The sequence below is a fragment of the Wolbachia endosymbiont of Folsomia candida genome, from assembly GCF_001931755.2.
GTDB lineage: Bacteria > Pseudomonadota > Alphaproteobacteria > Rickettsiales > Anaplasmataceae > Wolbachia.
This window is the reverse complement of record NZ_CP015510.2, coordinates 1,433,219-1,450,652: the sequence shown is the minus strand read 5'-3', so window position 1 is coordinate 1,450,652 and position 17,434 is coordinate 1,433,219. Positions and strand designations below refer to the sequence as shown.

Annotated in this window: 15 protein-coding genes; 10 read left to right on the top strand and 5 right to left on the bottom strand. The window is 34.5% G+C overall.

The window, feature by feature from the left end; translation table 11 throughout:
* The first annotated feature begins 6 nt into the window (after positions 1 to 6).
* From ASM33_RS06710 to lipA, 4 genes are read left to right on the top strand one after another with little or no spacing between them, the layout of a single operon-like run.
* Positions 7 to 603, top strand: coding sequence for an RDD family protein (locus tag ASM33_RS06710; RefSeq protein WP_110409840.1), 597 nt, complete (start codon positions 7 to 9; stop codon positions 601 to 603).
* A gap of 59 nt (positions 604 to 662) precedes the next feature.
* Positions 663 to 1,004, top strand: a complete 342-nt coding sequence (locus ASM33_RS06705) for a DUF721 domain-containing protein (protein WP_110409841.1) — start codon at positions 663 to 665, stop codon at positions 1,002 to 1,004.
* Between the two features lie 39 nt (positions 1,005 to 1,043).
* On the top strand, positions 1,044 to 1,346 hold the full coding sequence (gene rpmB, locus ASM33_RS06700; protein ID WP_110409842.1) for a 50S ribosomal protein L28: 303 nt from the start codon (positions 1,044 to 1,046) through the stop codon (positions 1,344 to 1,346).
* A 3-nt stretch (positions 1,347 to 1,349) separates the two neighbouring features.
* Positions 1,350 to 2,213, top strand: coding sequence for a lipoyl synthase (gene lipA / locus ASM33_RS06695; protein ID WP_110409843.1), 864 nt, complete (start codon positions 1,350 to 1,352; stop codon positions 2,211 to 2,213).
* 233 nt (positions 2,214 to 2,446) lie between these two features.
* Here lipA and ASM33_RS06690 read toward each other — a convergent pair whose 3' ends face one another.
* Positions 2,447 to 2,740, bottom strand: a complete 294-nt coding sequence (locus tag ASM33_RS06690; RefSeq protein ID WP_110409844.1) for a hypothetical protein — start codon at positions 2,738 to 2,740, stop codon at positions 2,447 to 2,449.
* A 103-nt stretch (positions 2,741 to 2,843) separates the two neighbouring features.
* Complete coding sequence (gene rnc / locus ASM33_RS06685; RefSeq protein ID WP_110410563.1) at positions 2,844 to 3,557, bottom strand: ribonuclease III; 714 nt, start codon at positions 3,555 to 3,557, stop codon at positions 2,844 to 2,846.
* Positions 3,558 to 3,674: 117 nt separating this feature from the next.
* On the opposite strand from rnc, the gene mraY reads away from it, so the two are divergent.
* Both mraY and ASM33_RS06675 read left to right on the top strand, forming a co-directional pair.
* Entirely contained in the window at positions 3,675 to 4,655 is a 981-nt protein-coding gene (mraY, locus tag ASM33_RS06680; protein ID WP_110409845.1) for a phospho-N-acetylmuramoyl-pentapeptide-transferase, read from the top strand.
* Between the two features lie 6 nt (positions 4,656 to 4,661).
* Entirely contained in the window at positions 4,662 to 5,270 is a 609-nt protein-coding gene (locus ASM33_RS06675; RefSeq protein ID WP_110409846.1) for a ribonuclease HII, read from the top strand.
* Positions 5,271 to 5,348: 78 nt separating this feature from the next.
* On the opposite strand, the gene ASM33_RS06670 is transcribed toward ASM33_RS06675, so the two are convergent.
* Entirely contained in the window at positions 5,349 to 6,578 is a 1,230-nt protein-coding gene (locus tag ASM33_RS06670; protein ID WP_110409847.1) for a hypothetical protein, read from the bottom strand.
* A gap of 284 nt (positions 6,579 to 6,862) precedes the next feature.
* Positions 6,863 to 11,296, bottom strand: coding sequence for an ankyrin repeat domain-containing protein (locus ASM33_RS06665; protein WP_110409848.1), 4,434 nt, complete (start codon positions 11,294 to 11,296; stop codon positions 6,863 to 6,865).
* 252 nt (positions 11,297 to 11,548) lie between these two features.
* Between ASM33_RS06665 and ASM33_RS06660 the strand changes: the two genes are divergently transcribed.
* The 4 genes from ASM33_RS06660 (at position 11,549) to ASM33_RS06645 (ending at position 15,300) form a co-directional block, all read left to right on the top strand.
* The gene (locus tag ASM33_RS06660) at positions 11,549 to 12,784 is read left to right on the top strand and encodes an MFS transporter (protein WP_110409849.1); all 1,236 of its coding nucleotides are present in this window, start codon (positions 11,549 to 11,551) and stop codon (positions 12,782 to 12,784) included.
* 35 nt (positions 12,785 to 12,819) lie between these two features.
* Complete coding sequence (gene glyA / locus ASM33_RS06655) at positions 12,820 to 14,109, top strand: serine hydroxymethyltransferase (RefSeq protein ID WP_110409850.1); 1,290 nt, start codon at positions 12,820 to 12,822, stop codon at positions 14,107 to 14,109.
* Between the two features lie 138 nt (positions 14,110 to 14,247).
* Positions 14,248 to 14,727, top strand: a complete 480-nt coding sequence (locus tag ASM33_RS06650; RefSeq protein ID WP_110409851.1) for a DUF2924 domain-containing protein — start codon at positions 14,248 to 14,250, stop codon at positions 14,725 to 14,727.
* Between the two features lie 63 nt (positions 14,728 to 14,790).
* Positions 14,791 to 15,300 carry a hypothetical protein gene (locus tag ASM33_RS06645; protein WP_110409852.1) on the top strand — a complete coding sequence of 170 codons (510 nt, stop codon included), beginning with the start codon at positions 14,791 to 14,793 and terminating at the stop codon, positions 15,298 to 15,300.
* Between the two features lie 38 nt (positions 15,301 to 15,338).
* Here ASM33_RS06645 and ASM33_RS06640 read toward each other — a convergent pair whose 3' ends face one another.
* Positions 15,339 to 17,255, bottom strand: a complete 1,917-nt coding sequence (locus tag ASM33_RS06640; protein WP_110409853.1) for an ATP-dependent helicase — start codon at positions 17,253 to 17,255, stop codon at positions 15,339 to 15,341.
* Between the last annotated feature and the right edge of the window lie 179 nt (positions 17,256 to 17,434).

Here is a 17,434-nt window from a genome sequence, read left to right as displayed (position 1 = left end):
GTATATATGTTACATAAATTTTTTGAACGTTTATTTTCTATTCTCTCTTCTATAAGTGTTATTCAAAAGGTAAAAAAAGATGAAAATGGAATATGCTACGTAACAGGGCTTAGACGCTATCTATCAGTATTGCTTGATTTAATTATTATTGTTTTGATTTTACAGTTTTGTAGCCAAGCTTTAAATCAGATTTTTATGCGTTCAGAAGATGGTAAAATATTAAGTCAAATTGCTGCAAAATATCCAATGGTAGAGTTATCTGCAGAAGAGAAGATAGTACAAAATAGGCTTATTAAATTAATGATCTTAAATCAAATAGTCCAATCTGCTATGCTCTTTAGCTATGTAGCCTATATGTGGATAAGGTTTGCTGCTACACCTGGGAAATTATTACTTGGAATGAGGGTTGTGGATTCAAACACTTTTGAAAAAATGACTCTGAAACAAGCAACTAAGCGATTTTTCTCCATTATACTCTCAGTTGCACCATTGTTTTTAGGCTTTATATGGGCAAACTTCAGTAAGCGCTGCCAAACTTGGCATGATAAGATTGCAGATACAGTGGTTGTAACAAGAAAAAGCCTGCGGGAGCATAAAAGCTAGAAAATTTTAACTTACTCACTATCTTGTGATTATGAAAGAATCTGATTAATAATAGAAAAATGCTTAAAACAAGAGGTCCTAAAAAGTTAAAGTCTATAATAGAAAACTATGCACTTAAGTGCATGAGGAATAAGATCAGTACAAATGAAATACGTCTTATTTTAAACTGGAAAAATATAGTGGGAGCAGAAATTGCGGAGTGTACAAAGCCAAAAAAGATTTCGTACGCGCAAAATATCAATTCTGGTGTATTACACCTTGTAGTAACAAATGGCAGTAAAGCATTAGAAATTCAGCATATGATTTCTCTCATAATAGAAAAAATCACAGTATTTTTTGGCTATAAAGCGGTATATGGTATAAAAATTAAGCAAGAGAGTATTGACTTTTTTACGATATAAGGTAACCTCAAGTTATATAGTAACTTCGGTAATATCAAAGTGAGTAGAGTTTGCGAATTAACAAATAGAAAAAAATCTTTCGGTAATAAGGTATCACATTCAAACCGTAAAACAAAACGTACGTTTCTTTTGAATTTACATAAGGTTACGTTGATGAGTGATATATTGAATAAAAAATTCAGTTTTCGTATTGCAACAAGAACTTTGAGGACTATAGATTATAAAGGTGATCTTGATGCTTTTTTGCTCAACACAAGAACAATTAAATTAAGCGAAGAAGCACAAAAAATAAAGAGAAGGTTAAAGAAGGTCTTAGCGAAGCAGCAAGTTGCATCAGTATAAGCTATGCATAGTAAACCTCAGTGGCTCAGAGCAAAAGCTCCAACCGGTGAAGTATTCAATGAAACATTAAATACTGTTAGATTACATAAATTGCATACAGTCTGTGAAGAGGCTGCATGTCCAAATATTGGTGAATGTTGGAATAAACGTCACGCTACTGTTATGATTCTCGGCTCTGTTTGTACACGTGCTTGTGCATTTTGCAATGTTGCAACTGGAATCCCAGACAAATTAGATCCACACGAGCCAGAAAATCTTGCAAAAGCTATAAAGAAATTAAACTTAAAGCATGTGGTTATTACTTCTGTTGACCGCGATGATTTGCCAGATGGCGGTGCGAATCAATTTATAAAATGCATAGAAGAAATTAGAAAGACAAGCCCTGAAACAACGATAGAAATTTTAACTCCTGATTTCTTGAATAAGGAAGGAGCGTTTGAAGCAGTTGCTATTGCTGCTCCCGATGTCTATAACCATAACATCGAAACAGTGCCGAGGTTATATGCAAAAATAAGGCCAAGAGCTCGTTATTTTCATTCTTTGTACTTACTCAAAACTGTTAAGCAAATTAACCCTAAACTTTTCACAAAGTCAGGGTTTATGGTTGGCCTTGGAGAAACAAAAGAAGAGATATTTCAGGTTATGGATGATTTACGCAGTGCTGAAGTTGATTTTATTACAATTGGTCAATATTTACAACCAACTCCAAAACATGCAAAACTTGATAGGTACGTCACTCCAGAAGAATTTGAGCATTATAAATATGCTGCCTATTCCAAGGGATTCTTAGTAGTTGCATCGAGTCCACTCACTCGCTCTTCATATCACGCTGAAGAAGATTTCAAAAGACTTAAAGCTTGTCGTTAATATCCAACTAAGTAGCTGTTCCCTACTGGTTTCATCCGGTTTTGTTGCATCGCACCAAAAGCCATCCTAGTATCAGCTACTTGAATGACATCGAACCAAGATGCAAATAAGCCTGTAAAGGAAATTAGGAAAATTATTGAAATAAATAGCTTATAACTAGTTATACAGGGCTGTGAAAGAAGATTAAGAGCATAGCTAATAGGTCTTATAATTAATTATAAGACCTAATTTAGTTATTTCACTTTAAACCCACACTTAGCTGCACCCTCTTTTATAACTTGACTATGTTTTTTATCTTTAGTTTGTAATTCCATCTTTATAGTGTCATCTTCAACTTGTATCCTCTGCATTAATACGTCTTCATATGGTTCACCACAACCAGGAAACATCAAGCTATTGTTTTCATGTATAATTCCTTTGAATTGTGTTGTATTTAGTAAATTGACATGAAGGTTACGATCATCATCATAAAGAATATCAGTGTAATATTGATTTTCTGGTAGTAGAAAGTTTATTGTATCACTCATGGTATTTACCTGTAACTAAAATAACCATTATATTATTAATATATGTATTATAGTATAATCACTTTAGCTAACCTTAAAACTTATACTCATCTCTCTACATTTCCTAGCTTGACGTGTATGGTTTGCTCAGCACTTCTTCGATTTTCTCTAGCATTAATTCAGCAGCTTTTTGCTCAGCAACTTTCTTGCTAGGAGCACATGCAGAAACCTTGCCATGACTTTCTATGTAAACAGATATAGTAAATTCAGGGCTATGAGCTGGCCCTGTTTGTTTTATCAGATCATACTTTGGTAAAGGTAGCTTGCTTTTTTGAGTCCATTCTTGCAATGAGGTCTTAGGATCTTGAGGGGGGGTGAGCGTGTTTTTAGCTAGCTTTTCCCAGTGCTCAGTGATAAATTTTTCAACGTTTTCGAACCCACCATCAATATAAATTGCACCGATCAGTGCTTCGAGTGCATTTTCTAAATTTTTTAGGTTACATTTTCCTCCATTACAGCGTTCACTATTATTCATGATGATAAGATCACTTAATTCTATTTCTTTAGCAACGTTAGCAATGGTGCTGCCACAAACTAAATCTGTTTTTCTTTTTGCCAATGCTCCTTCTTGCTCTTCTGGAAATAATTTAAACAGCATAGCAGATACTACCATGTTCAAGACGCTGTCACCCAAAAACTCTAATCTTTCGTAGCTTGTAATCTGATTTTCGCTATTTCTTTTATTTACACTTGGGTGAGTCAATGCTTCTTCTAATATAGCCTCATTTGTGAATTTATAGTTAGTGATTTTAGATATAGCGTCATTCAAATTTTTCATACTCATGTTTAAAAGAAAAGTATTTCTTACCATACACACTTTTATGCCAAATAGCAGATATTTATGTGCTATAACATTTGTGAGTAACAGGTATAATAATAAATTTTAAAGAGATAGATGACTTTAACCACAAAAATATTTTTTACCTCATTTATTTTTGGATTGATTCTTTTTCCTTATTTTATAAAGCTACTAAAAGAACTGAGTAAAAGCGGGCAACCAATTAGGCCATACGGACCAGAAAGTCATTTGATTACAAAAAAAGATATTCCGACTATGGGTGGAATAGTAATACTAATTTCTTCCTTATTTCCGATTTTACTTTTAGCTCAGTTAACACCTGAGATTCTGCTCTTAATATTTATAACCCTCTGTTTTGCTTTGCTTGGATTCATCGATGATTATTTAAAATTAAAGGCAAATCACTATCGAGGTTTAAATGGAAAAGCTAAAATACTTATTCAATTTATTGTCGCGCTGATTGGTATGTCTATACTTAACGTATACTCTGCTGAAGGCTTTACGAAAACGTACCTATTCAAAGAGATGATAATTGACCTTGGCTATTTATATGTTCCGTTTGCTGCATTTGTAATTGTGGGCTCTTCCAATGCTGTGAATCTTACTGATGGTTTGGATGGACTTGCTGCAACTCAAGCTATCACTTCTTTTGCTTCTTTAGGTCTAATTGCATACATAACTCAAGCAGACATAAATATTATTTTATTCTGCATTGCATTTATAGGAGCAATTTTAAGTTTCTTGTGGTTCAACACACATCCAGCAAAAATATTTATGGGTGACGTTGGTAGTCTTTCAATAGGTGCAGTACTGGGATTAACTAGCATACTAATTAAAAGAGAATTGCTTTTTGCTGTTATTGGAGCGATTTTTGTGATAGAGACTCTATCTGTAATTATTCAGGTATCATATTTTAAATATACAAAATTTAGATATGGGCAGGGGGAAAGAATTTTCCTTATGTCACCAATACATCACCACTTTGAGAAGAAAGGGTGGTCCGAAAACACAATAGTTATGAAATTTTGGATAATTTCTGTTATCTTTTCAGCTTTTGCAGTAACTTGCTTATTATAAAAACTTATGACATACCCAGACTTCACATTAGAAAATAGGTTATCCGGAATGATAGCAGGGGTTGATGAAGTGGGTAGAGGGCCACTCGCTGGTCCAGTAATGTCTGCAGCGGTGGTGTTTACCGATAGAAATATAATTATTGATGGAATTAACGACTCGAAAAAATTGACTCCTAAATTCAGGGAAGTTCTATATGAAAAAATAACATCCGTTGCAAAATTTGGCATAGGAATAGCAAGTGTGGAGGAAATAAATTCATATAATATCTTACAAGCGACAAAACTTTCAATGGAGCGTGCGTTGATAAATCTGAACCTAGAGCTTGATTATGTTTTGGTTGATGGCAATCAACCGCCTGAGGTAAAATGGCAAGTGCAGTCCGTAGTAAACGGCGATAATTTGAGTACATCAATTGCAGCAGCTTCAATAATTGCAAAAGTAACCAGAGATCGATTTATGCAAGAGCTGCATAATAAACATCCAGAATATAATTGGCATAAAAATAAGGGATATGGAACAAAAGAACACATTAACGCCATTAACCTTTATGGCATTACAGAACATCATAGGAAAAACTTTGCACCTGTTTCCCTCTTTTATCATCGAATTGCGTAATCTTGATAATCCGAGTACTCACCTCCGTTTATGGAAATAAATAGTGCTTGTACTTACAAGCACTATAATAGTTCTATATTAGATATTGCGTAGATTTGATTCTTGCTTAGAAACAAACAAATCGCTTAATTTGTCACTTAATTTGTCGCTAGCTTGATCCCACATCTTTTGACCTTTTTCTGTTGTTATTGCTAATACCACTGTTGCCAGCAGAGCAGCTCCAGCTACTGCTGCAGCTATTCCAATTAAAGGTTGTCCAAGTACAAAAGCTAGAACAGCACCACCAATTACTAATAGTAATCCAACAGTACCAAAAGCAATCTTTCCACCGTGTTTGCTGTAAAAAGTTGGTGTTTCATCGCTGTCATCCCATCCACCATAATGATAGCTGTCCATTCCACTCATTGAAAAAGGAAATGACCTATCAGAAGTTAGTCCAGGAAAAGCTGATCTGCCTGAATCGACAGATGGTTTGCTGGATTGAACCTGTTCACCATGTGGAGGAAGAAGTGATCTATCAGAAGTTGGTTCAGGAAAAGCTGGTCTGCCTGAATCAATAGGTGGTTCTTGAGGTTCAAGTTTAGCCTCTTTTATTTTTTCTTCAATTATTTTAACTATTTGTGTTCGATTTTCTCGTTTAGCAAATTCTAATGGTGTTCCTCCTATATATCTGCGACTAAGAACATCTTTAAGAAAATTATTAGTGCTAGCAAAATTTAAAATGCCAACTACATTATCTTTTTTATTATGGTGGATAGCATCAAGCAAAATATCCTCAAGAAAATCAATAAAGCTCTCTTGCCAAATGTAGTTTTTAGCAAAACTAAAAATTTTATTCGCATGTTTTTGCTTGTTACTTAAGATGGCATCCTTAAGCTCATCTTCAAACCTATCTCTTAGATTCCAATGAAGGAGTAGATCGATTCCATAGGGCTTGGCAAATTCCAAAATTCCTTCAGCAACAGCAGTATTATTAGATATTACAGCATCATATCTCTTGTTGCATAAGTGATGCATAAAATTTCTATACATCATACACTCTGGACCAAATTCCAGAGCAATTGCCACAGCTCTGCCTTTGATTACCCAAGCAACCTCTCTGCCTTTATCTGTAGTATAGTTTAAAAGATCATATAACTTTGGATTGGCTTTAAAAACAGACAATAAGTCTGAGCGAGTTTGTGCATTGCGAGTTTGTGCACTTATTACCTTATCAACATTAGCAGCAACACCACTTTGTATTGCATCCTTTAAATTATTATACAACGTCTGTTGCTCTGGTGTTAGTTTTTCAATAGTAGTTACCATGTTTTCTTCTCCATTTAAAAACAAATATAGTTTAATTATTACATATTTCTGTTAATAAATCAACCATATTATCTAGCTAACTTATTATAATATATTAAATTTACAGTAGAATTAATACAAAATTAATAATACTAGAATGATGGCTTATATGGGCTAAAACTTCTACTTTAAATCTATCTGCTAGCTCAAAGTGACTTAAAAATTTTTACTTATAATATCAAGTATTCACCTCTGTTTACTGGATAAATAGCGCTTGTATTTACAAGCACTATAATAGTTATATATTAGAGATTGCGTGGATTTGGTTCTTGCTTAGAAACAAACAAATCACTTAATTTGTCGCTAGCTTTATGCCACATCTCTTGGCTTTTTTCTGCTTTCATTACTAATGCTCCTGCTAGCACTACTCCCATAATGAGCAATGAAATTCCAAGAGCGAGTTGTCCAAATCCACAAAGCACAGCGCCACCAATTACTAATAGCAATCCAATAGTACCAAAAGCAATCTTTTCACCGTGTTTGCTAAAAAAAGTTGGTGTTTCGTTGCTGCTATCCCATCCACCATGTGAAGGGGAATTATAGCCACTCATTCCACTTATGCCACCCAGTCCACTCATCGGAAAAGGAAATGACCTATCAGAAGTGAGTCCAGGAAAAGCTGGCTTGTTCTCAGCAGTAAGTGGTTCTGGAGCTTGAAATTCAGCATTTTGTGCATCAATTATTGTAACTATTTCTGTTAGGCCTTCTTGTTGAGCAAATTGTAATAATGTATCTCCTCTAAAGCCATGTAGTATATGTCTATTGGCATGATTAAGAAGACTATTAGTGCTAGCGAAATTAAAAATGCTAACTATATCATCTTTAATTTCTTTATTTTTTTCCCTATTAATGAGAGTGTCATACAAAATATCATTAAGAGCGCGAAGAAAACGATTTTGCTCATTCTTTTTTTGAGCAAAATTAAAAATTTCATTTGCATGGCCTTGGTTATTTACAACGTTGTACTTAAACTGATGGGTTAAATAAGAAAAAAGTGTGCTATATATATTATTCATCTTGGCAAATTCCAAAATTCCTTCAGCAACATTCTCTTTATTAGATTGATTAGATACTACACTATCATACATCTTATCGAATAAGTGACTCGCAAAGCTTTCTCTCATACCAACACTAGCAGATGCTTCCAAAATCTTTTCAGCAATTTTTTGATCTTCAGGAGTAGTATAGTTCAAAAGATTATATAACCCATTACTTTCAGCATTAAAAACACGTAGTAAATCTGTGCGACCTTTTCTATGTAGCACATTGGAAACACCATCAGCAGTACCACTTTTTATTGCTTTCTCTAAATCATCATACAACTTCTGCTGCTCTTGTTTTAACGCTTCAGTGGTAGTTACCATATCTCCTTCTTTATGAGATTCTCCTTGCCCACTTTGTGGAGGAGTAGTTGGAGTACTGATTGGCTTCACTTCAGGAGCAGCTTGGCCATCTGCAGCCTTAGGCTGCTTATGTTGAGTTTTAGCTTTAAACTGAGCGATTTTTGCCTCAATTATTTTAACTATTTCTGTTAGATTTGTTACTTCAGCAAATTTTAATGGTGTTCCTTCTTGATAGTTATAACTAAGAACATCTTCAAGAACATTATGGTTGCCGGCAAAATTTAGAATATTAGCTACATGATCCTTTTGATTCTCATGGATAGCATCATACAAAATGTTATAAAGATCAGACATAAAAAACTCTTGGTGATTCCCTTTTTTAGCAAAATTAAAAATTTTATTTGCATTGCCTTGGTCTTGATTATTATTTAAGATGGAATCTATAAACTCATTGCCTAGCTTATAAAAAAGTCTGCTATACATGTTATTCGTCTTGGCAAATTCCAAAATTCCTTCAGCAACATCCTCTTGCTTAGATACTATAGCATCATATACCTTATCGGATAAGTGGCTCTGAAAGTTTTTTTCTATACCCACTTGTTGAAATCTTTTAAAAATCGCTCCAGCAATTTCTTTACCTGTGTGGGTAGTATAGTTTAAAAGATCATATAACTTCTGATCTTCAGCATTAAAAACATCTAATAAATCTTGGTGAGTTTGTGTACTTAACACCTTGAAAACAAGCGTAAGCCTATCATTTTCTATCGCAGTCTTTAAACCATCATACAACTTCTGCTGCTCTTGTTTTAATGCTTCAGTGGTAGTTACCATATCTCCTTCTTTATGAGATTCTCCTTGCCCACTTTGTGGAGTAGAAGCTAGGCCATCTGGCGCCTTAGGCGGCTTATGTTGAGCTTCAGGTTCAAGTGTATCCTTTGCTGCCTCAATTATTTTAACAAGCTTTTCATGGCCTTTCTCGGTAGCATAATTCAATACTGTATAATTCTCATGTGCTGGTTCCCCATTAGGCGTTACCATTGGCTTTGTTCCAAGAAGGAATGTAAGAGTGTCTGAGTCTGCTCTGTTTAAAATATTTATAGCAACATTTTCACGATCACAGTCAATAGCGTAAATCAGAAGCGTTTGGCTTTTTTTTGTTGTGGTGTGTGTGGCTCTCCCATGTCTCAAAACATCTTGTATATCATCCCTTGCTAATATATTTTCAATGTTTTCATTATCTTTTATTGCATAGAATAACTTACTAGTTAAATTCTGCAAATCCTCATCTGGAGACATATCTCCTTCTTTATGAGATTCTCCTTGCCCACTTTGTGGAGTAGAAGCTAGGCCATCTGGCGCCTTAGGCGGCTTATGTTGATCTTCAGATTTAAGTTTAGCCTCTGCTGCCTCAATTATTGTAACTATTTCTGTTTGTTTTTGTTGTTGAGCAAGATCTGATATTGTTATTGTTCCTTCTTTATAGCGATGATTAAGAACATCTTCAAGAACATTATGATTTCTGGCAAAATTAAAAATATTAACTACATTATCCTTTTGACCATTGTTGATGGCATAACGTAAAATACTATAAAGATCTAAAAGAAAAAGCTTTGGAATTTGCGGAGGCCCTTTTTTACCAAAATTAAAAATTTTACTTGCATGATCTTGATTATGTAAGATTACATGCTTAAACCTATTGCTTAGATTATCAAAAATTGTGCTATACATTATATTCGTCTTGGCAAATTTCGAAATTCCTTCAGCAACATCCTCGTTATCAGATACTATCTTATCGGATAAGTGATTTATAAAATTTCCAGATATACCCTCTATTATAAATTTGTCAAAAATCTTCTCAGCAACTGCTCTGCCATCATCTTTAGTATAGTTTAAAAGATCATATAACTCTTTACTTTCAGCATCAAAAATACGTAGTAAATCTGCGCGATCTTGTCCATCTAACACAGTGTAAACACTATCAGCATCACCACTTTTTATCGCAGCCTTTAGATTAGTATATAACTTCTGTTGCTCTGATGTTAGTTTTACCTCAGTATTAGTTACCATCTTTTCTTCTTCATCAGATTCTCCTTGCCCACTTTGTGGAGGAGCAGCTTGGCCATCTGCAGCCTTAGGCGGCTTATGTTGAGTTTGAGCTTCAAGTTCAGCATTTTTTGCCTCAATTATTTTAACAAGCTTTTCATGGCCTTTCTTAATGGCATAATTCAATGCTGTATAATCCACTGGATTCCCATCAAGCATCACCTCTTGCTTTTTTTCAAGAAGAAATGCAAGAGTCTCTGGGTTTGCGGTGTTTAAAATCTCTATAGCAACATTTTCACGATCATAGTGAATAGCGTAAACCAGAAACGTACAAAAGTTTTCTGCATTGTCATTGACTCCATAACGTATCAAAACGTGTTGTATACTATTGCTTGTTAATATACTTTCAACGCTTGTATCATTTGTTATTGCAGTAAGTAACCTATCAGCCAAATTCTGCAAATCCTCATCTGTAGGCATAGTTCCTTTTTTATGAGATTCTCCTTGCCAACTTTGTGGGGGAAGAGGTGGTGTGATAGGAGTTGGTTCTGCTTCTGCTTCAGGAGCAGCTTGGCTATCTGCAGCCCTAGATGGCTTATGTTGAGCTTCAGGTTCAAGTGTATCCTTTGCTGCATTAATTGCTTTAACTATTTCTGTTAAGCCTTTTTCTTTAGCAAATTTTAATAGTGCATTGTTTGTAAAGCCATACAGTTGGTCATGATTAAGAAGATTATTAGTACTAGCAAAATTAAAAATGCTAACTATAGCATCTTTTTGCTTCTTGACAATAGCGTCATACAAAATATTATTAAGAGCATAAAGAAAACTATCTTGCTTATTCTTTTTTTTGGCAAAATTAAACATTTCATTTGTATGATCTCGATTATGTAAGATTGCATGCTTAAACTTATTACCTGGACTACTAAGAAGTATTCTATCTATTTTATTTATACTGGCAAATTCCAAAATTCCTTCAACAACATTCTCTTGACTAGGTTGATTAGATACTATAGCATCATAGATCTTATCGGATAAGTGATGTGTAAAGTTTCCTTCCGCATAGAATCGTTGAAGTGTTTTAAAAATTGCTCCAGCAATCTCTCTGTCGTTATCTGTAGTGTAGTTCAAAAGATCATATAACTTTGGATTTTTAGCGTTAAAAACATGATCTAAATCTACGATATCTTGTTTATCTATTATATGAAGAATATCATCAGCAGTACCACTTTTTATTGCTTTTTCTAAATCATCATACAACTCCTGTTCCTTGTCTGGTGGTTCTGTAGTATGCATATCTCCTTCTCCATTGGAAATAAATATAGTTTAATTATGGCATATTTTTATTAATAAATTAACTATATTGCTTAGTTAAGTCATTGTAATATATTAAACCTACAGTAGAATTAATACAAAATTAATAATGCTGAAATGACATCTTAAAGTGATTGTGCGAGACGCTTATTAGGATAGAGCAAAATAAATATTTACTAAAATTTTGTTTTTTCTAACTAAAGTGTCTATAATCCTAGGTTTGAGGTAAAATTAATGCTACAGAGAAATTTTTTAATATGGTTGTTGGCATCATTGTTCTATGCTTATCAATATATATTGCGCGTAATTCCAAACATAATCGCACCTGAATTGATCACAAAGTTTAATATAAGCATTGCAGATGTAGGTCAATTTGGTGGTATATATTATATAGGTTATACGCTCGCTCACATACCTATTGGTATTCTCCTTGACAGATTTGGACCAAAGTTTGTTTTGCCTGCTTGTATTGTTTTAACATTTACTGGAACGCTACCTCTCATATGCTTTGATGAGTGGAGTTATTCAATAATTGGCAGAATAATTGTGGGAATTGGATCATCTGCTTCAGCGATCGGACTTTTTAAAGTTGCAAGCATGTATTTTGCACAAGAAAAATCAGCAAGAATGGCAAGCTTATCTCTAATAATAGGATTATTGGGTGCTATATACGGTGGGCTACCACTAGATTTTTTACTTGATAAGTTTGGTTGGGATTATGTTATTTACACTTTCTCAGCATTTGGATGTTTGCTTGCTTTATTGTTATTCTTGGTAACACCTAAAAGCGATATTCAACAAGACAAAGTTAGCATAAAAGATTTAAAAACAGTGTTTTTTAATAAGCATATTATTTTAATCAGCTTTTTTGGTGGCTTAATGGTTGGTGCAATGGAAGGTTTTGCAGACGGTTGGATAAAGGCATTTTTATGTGAAGTGTATGAAATGACTGGAGATTTAGCCTCTTCTGTTTCTTCTGTAATATTTATAGGCATGGGAGCAGGATCATTTTCTTTAGGTTACCTATTAGAAAAATATCCAAACAAACATTACGAGATAATCATTGCATGCTCGTTTGCAATGATTGCAGGATTTTTAATGCTTTTTACTGGAGCAGGTGGCTTATACATTGCACTATCTGCACTTTTCGTCATTGGTTTTGCCTCTGGTTATCAGCTAGTCACAATTTACAAAGCAATAAGTTATGTGAATAATAACTTAGTTGGTTTGGCAACAGCTATGTCAAACATGATAGTTATGATCTTTGGAGAGTTCTTTCACACTTGGATCGCAAAAGTAGTAAATTTTTACTGGGATCAAACAATTATAGAAGGAAACCCTATATACGGTGCTGGACTGCTGATAAAAGCAATGTCCATCATGCCTGTATGCTTACTCATAGCTATTTTTGGGTTTATGTGGTTAAAAAGACAGGATTTAAAAATTGCTTCCGAAAAGTATGCATCTTAATATAATTAAGTTAATTCAACTAGCGAGGTTCTCCCGTGTTTAATATTTTAAAAAAAATCTTTGGACTTAATTGCTTTAAAAGTCATTTAAGGTCTTTTGATGGAGAGGTTTATCAGTCGATAGAAAAAGAATTACAGCGTCAGAAATCGCAATTGCAGTTGATTGCATCAGAAAATTTTGCAAGCAAAGCGGTAATGGAGGCACAAGGTTCTTTTCTGACTAATAAATATGCGGAAGGTTATCCAGGCAAAAGATATTACTGTGGTTGTGAGCATGTAGATAAAATTGAAAGCCTCGCTATAGAAAGGCTGTGCAAGTTGTTTGGTGTTAAATTTGCAAATGTTCAACCTCATTCTGGTTCTCAGGCAAATCAAGCAGTGTTTGCTTCATTGCTCTCCCCTGGTGATACGATACTAGGGCTATCACTTAATTGCGGTGGACATTTAACGCATGGTGCAGCACCAAGCGTTTCGGGTAAGTGGTTTAAGTCCATTCAATATGGAGTTGATAAAGACACCTATCTGCTCAATATGGATGAGATAGAAAAGCTTGCGCTTGAGCATAAACCGAAATTGATTATAGCAGGTGCTTCCGCTTATCCAAGAAAAATGGATTTCAAACGCTTTCGCGAGATTGCAGACAAAGTTGGTGCGTATTTGCTAGCAGACATTGCTCACTACGCAGGACTTATTGCATCTGGTGAATATCCATCTCCCGCTAAATATGCACATGTTATGACTTCCACAACGCACAAAACTCTGCGTGGTCCTCGTGGTGGAATAGTTATGACAAATGATGAAGCAATACACAAAAAAATCCAATCTGCAGTTTTTCCAGGACTACAAGGTGGACCGCTTATGCATGTAATCGCTGCAAAGGCTGTTGCATTTAAAGAAGCATTAGCACCAGAGTTTAAAGTATATAGCAAGAAAGTTGTGGAAAATTCTAAAGTACTAGCTAAAACGCTAGAGAAACATGGGTTGAATATTGTGACAGGTGGCACTGACTCTCATATAGTGTTGGTGGACTTAAGGCCAAAAGGACTAACCGGCAGGGATGTGGTGGATAGCCTTGAAAGAGCTGGCATTACATGCAATAAAAACGCTATACCATTTGATACAGAAAAACCGACCATTACTTCAGGGCTGCGTTTTGGCACTGCTGCTGAAACAACACGTGGACTTGGAACTGAAGAGTTTAAAGAAATAGCTGATTTAGTGAATGAGGTAGTTCATGGGCTAATTAATGGAAATAGCTCAGATGTTGAAAGAAAGGTGAAAACTAAAGTTGAAAAGATTTGCAATAAATTTCCTATTTACTCATGAAATTGCATAATTCGTTAGATCCAGAGTGTGGTATATTTTTAAGAATTATGAATTTCAGTTCTATGCTTTTAATGCTATTTTAACCATGCTCAATATACCATATATAAATGTATTACTAAAGTAAAGTTGGAGGGTTTTATGCAAGATCTTGATTTAGATTTGCTCGATGTACAGAACTTTATAAAAAAGCTAAAAGAATATGTACAGCATGAAGTAAAAATTCACGTAGATAAAAAAACGGAAGAGACGAAAGACAAAGTAGCAATACGTGTAACGAACAAAGTACTGAATAATATGGTTGGTAACAAACCACCAAGCAAACCTAGAAGAGTTAATCAGGTATATGATGCAGTACAGAATCAAGAGGCTATAAGAGCCCTTTTTGTGGGTAAAACGCTTACCAAGGTGTATGGTAAAAGGAAGCACGAGGTTAAAGTTAATAGTCCAACAGAATTTGTTTACGATGGAGAGATATATAAGTCTCTTTCTACAGTAGGTAATAAAATTAATGGTACAAAATCTTGTGGTGGTTGGAACTTTTTCAGAATTTGCCTTGACCCCAAAGAAGGATTGAAAACATTGTGCTATCACCGTTCAAAATTTTTTTCTAATAGGTAGTTTCCATTTTAAGCACATCAAATATACCATTGATATATAGCTAAAGTAAAGTTGGAGGGTTTTATGCAAGATTTTCTCGATGCACATAACTTTATTAAAAATATGAAAGAACATGCACGACGTGAAGTAAAAAATCACGTAGATAACAGAACGGAAGATGCTAAACACAAAGCAGCGATATCCATAAGGAACAAAGTATTAAATAATATGCTATGTAACAAACCGCTAAGCAAACCTAAAAAAAATAAGCTGCTTAGGATTACATGTAATCCATTCCAAAATCAAGAGGTTATAAACGCTCTTTTTGTGGGTAAAACACTTGTATGGAATCGTTCCAATAGTGGTGAAAGCTATAAAGTTAAGGTTGAGAAGGGAGGAAGGTTTATAAATTGTAGCACTGGAACAGAGATAGCTAAATCTCCTTCTACAGCGTGTAGAATATTGGCTGGTAGTGGAAGTTATAATGGTTGGACAGAATTTAAGGTGTGTCTTGATCCACAAGAAGGATTGCAAACTTTGTGTTACCACCGTTCAAAATTTTTTTCTAATACTGCAGCTTTTTCGTGTATATAGCTATGGGAAGTACAATAGCTCTTGCTGATGTGTACACTTTAACAATAAGCGATGTCGCTTTTAATTACATCAACATTATTCCTTGGTAATTCTTTTATGAATCGAGAAGTGCGCATCGGTTGCCACTGATTGTTAATTTCCCTTCTATCTGCACATGAAATGATTAATTTTTTCTTTGCCCTGGTTATGCCAACATACGCAAGCCTTCTTTCTTCTTCTAAAGCTTTGCCAGTTTTGTCCTCAAAAGATCTTTGATGTGGAAATAACCCTTCTTCCCAACCAGGTAGAAATACACATGGAAATTCAAGCCCTTTTGCTGCATGAAGAGTCATAACGTATACAGTGTCATCACTATTCATGTTGTCCACTTCCATCACTAGACTTATATGCTCTAAAAATGCTGTCGCGTCATCAAAGTTTTTTAAGGATGAGATAAGCTCTTTTACATTCTCTATTCGAGCTAAGCCCGTTACTCCTTCACTTTCAAGCATTTCAATATATCCTGATTGATTTGCTATTGTTCCAATAAATTCAGAAAGTGTTTTTGTGTTTACTATTTCCCTCCAATCTTCAATTTTATTTAAAAAATCGTTTAGTGAGAATTTAATTCTTTCTGTTAATTGATTATTTGCAACTAGAATTTTTGCTGCTTCAAAAAAAGAAATTTTGTTATCCTGAGCAGCTATATATATCTTTCTTAGAGTTGTGGCTCCGATGCTTCTTTTTGGCCGATTTACAATTCTTTCAAAAGCAAGGTCGTCATTATTATTTGTAATAAGTCTTAGATATGCGATTAAATCCCTAATTTCCTGACGTTCATAGAATTTTACACCGCTTATAATCTTATAAGGAATTGAATATTTCATAAAATACTCTTCCAAAACTCTAGTTTGAAAAGTAGCTCTGACTAGCACTGCGATGTCACTAAATCTGAATTGATTAAGCTTTAATATCTGTTCACTTATGAATCTTGCTTCAGCTTTTCCATCCCATAACTTTATGAGATTTACCTTTTCTCCTTCAACGTTTGCTGTCCACAGTGCCTTTTCTAAGCGAGTTTTATTATGATTAATAATATATGATGCAGTTGCAAGTATGTGAGATGTTGACCTGTAATTGCATTCTAACTTGAAGGTTTTTGCGTTTTTAAAATCATCAGAAAATCTTAAAATATTTTCAATTTCTGCGCCACGCCAGCTATATATTGATTGGTCATCATCTCCAACACAACAAATATTCGAATGCTCTTTTGCTAAGTATTTCAGCCAAAGATATTGTATTGCATTTGTGTCTTGGTATTCATCTACCATGATATATTTAAACTTATTTTGGTAATAAGATAGAATCTCAGTATTTTTATTGAAGAGCTGTATATTATATAGGAGCAAGTCACCGAAGTCGACAGAGTTTAAAAATTGTAGTCTCTCTTGATACTGATGATAAACCTTTAATGCGGTTACATATACTGATCTAAACGACTGCACATCTTCGACCTCAGATGGCATCCAGCATTTCTCTTTCCATTTCTGAATTATATTCATAATGGCGCTGTTTTTCTCTGATAACTTATCAGGGCTTATTTCATTAACGATATTTTTTATCACCTGTAATTGATCATCCACACCAATAATTGTGAAATTGGAGTTTAATCCCACAACTTCTGCATGCTGGCGCAAAATCTTTGCTGCAATTGCATGAAAAGTGCCAAGCCATGGTATATTCGTGTTTGTTAGCTCCAAGACCCTGGACACCATTTCATTTGCTGCTTTGTTTGTAAATGTTACTGCTAATATTTCGTCAGAGAAGGCATAGTTATTTTTAATTATATGCGCGATTCTTGAAGTGATCGTCCTTGTTTTTCCTGTCCCTGCACCAGCCAATATTAAAACTGGTCCATCTATATTAGTTACAGCTGATTGCTGCTCAGGATTCAGTAGCGCAAGATAATCATTCATTACATCCCCATAAATTATAGTTGCAGTAAGTTAACCTTACTACTGCCACTCTGTAAAGTTTTTGTTGTTTGCTGTCAGTTTATTTCAAACAGTGCGTGCCTCAATTGACAAATGTTAAAATTTTAGGTAATATTGAAATATATACTAATGATGTTAAGTAGGTAATAAAATGATGTTCG

Bases quoted from the DNA above. Each gene is read 5' to 3' on its own strand.
- ASM33_RS06710 (WP_110409840.1), top strand. From the start codon at position 7: ATGTTACATAAATTTTTTGAACGTTTATTTTCTATTCTCTCTTCTATA.
- ASM33_RS06650 (WP_110409851.1), top strand. From the start codon at position 14,248: ATGCAAGATCTTGATTTAGATTTGCTCGATGTACAGAACTTTATAAAA.
- rnc (WP_110410563.1), bottom strand. From the start codon at position 3,557: ATGAAAAATTTGAATGACGCTATATCTAAAATCACTAACTATAAATTC.
- ASM33_RS06670 (WP_110409847.1), bottom strand. From the start codon at position 6,578: ATGGTAACTACTATTGAAAAACTAACACCAGAGCAACAGACGTTGTAT.
- ASM33_RS06690 (WP_110409844.1), bottom strand. From the start codon at position 2,740: ATGAGTGATACAATAAACTTTCTACTACCAGAAAATCAATATTACACT.
- ASM33_RS06660 (WP_110409849.1), top strand. From the start codon at position 11,549: ATGCTACAGAGAAATTTTTTAATATGGTTGTTGGCATCATTGTTCTAT.
- ASM33_RS06665 (WP_110409848.1), bottom strand. From the start codon at position 11,296: ATGCATACTACAGAACCACCAGACAAGGAACAGGAGTTGTATGATGAT.
- ASM33_RS06640 (WP_110409853.1), bottom strand. From the start codon at position 17,255: ATGAATGATTATCTTGCGCTACTGAATCCTGAGCAGCAATCAGCTGTA.
- mraY (WP_110409845.1), top strand. From the start codon at position 3,675: ATGACTTTAACCACAAAAATATTTTTTACCTCATTTATTTTTGGATTG.
- ASM33_RS06675 (WP_110409846.1), top strand. From the start codon at position 4,662: ATGACATACCCAGACTTCACATTAGAAAATAGGTTATCCGGAATGATA.
- ASM33_RS06705 (WP_110409841.1), top strand. From the start codon at position 663: ATGCTTAAAACAAGAGGTCCTAAAAAGTTAAAGTCTATAATAGAAAAC.
- lipA (WP_110409843.1), top strand. From the start codon at position 1,350: ATGCATAGTAAACCTCAGTGGCTCAGAGCAAAAGCTCCAACCGGTGAA.
- ASM33_RS06645 (WP_110409852.1), top strand. From the start codon at position 14,791: ATGCAAGATTTTCTCGATGCACATAACTTTATTAAAAATATGAAAGAA.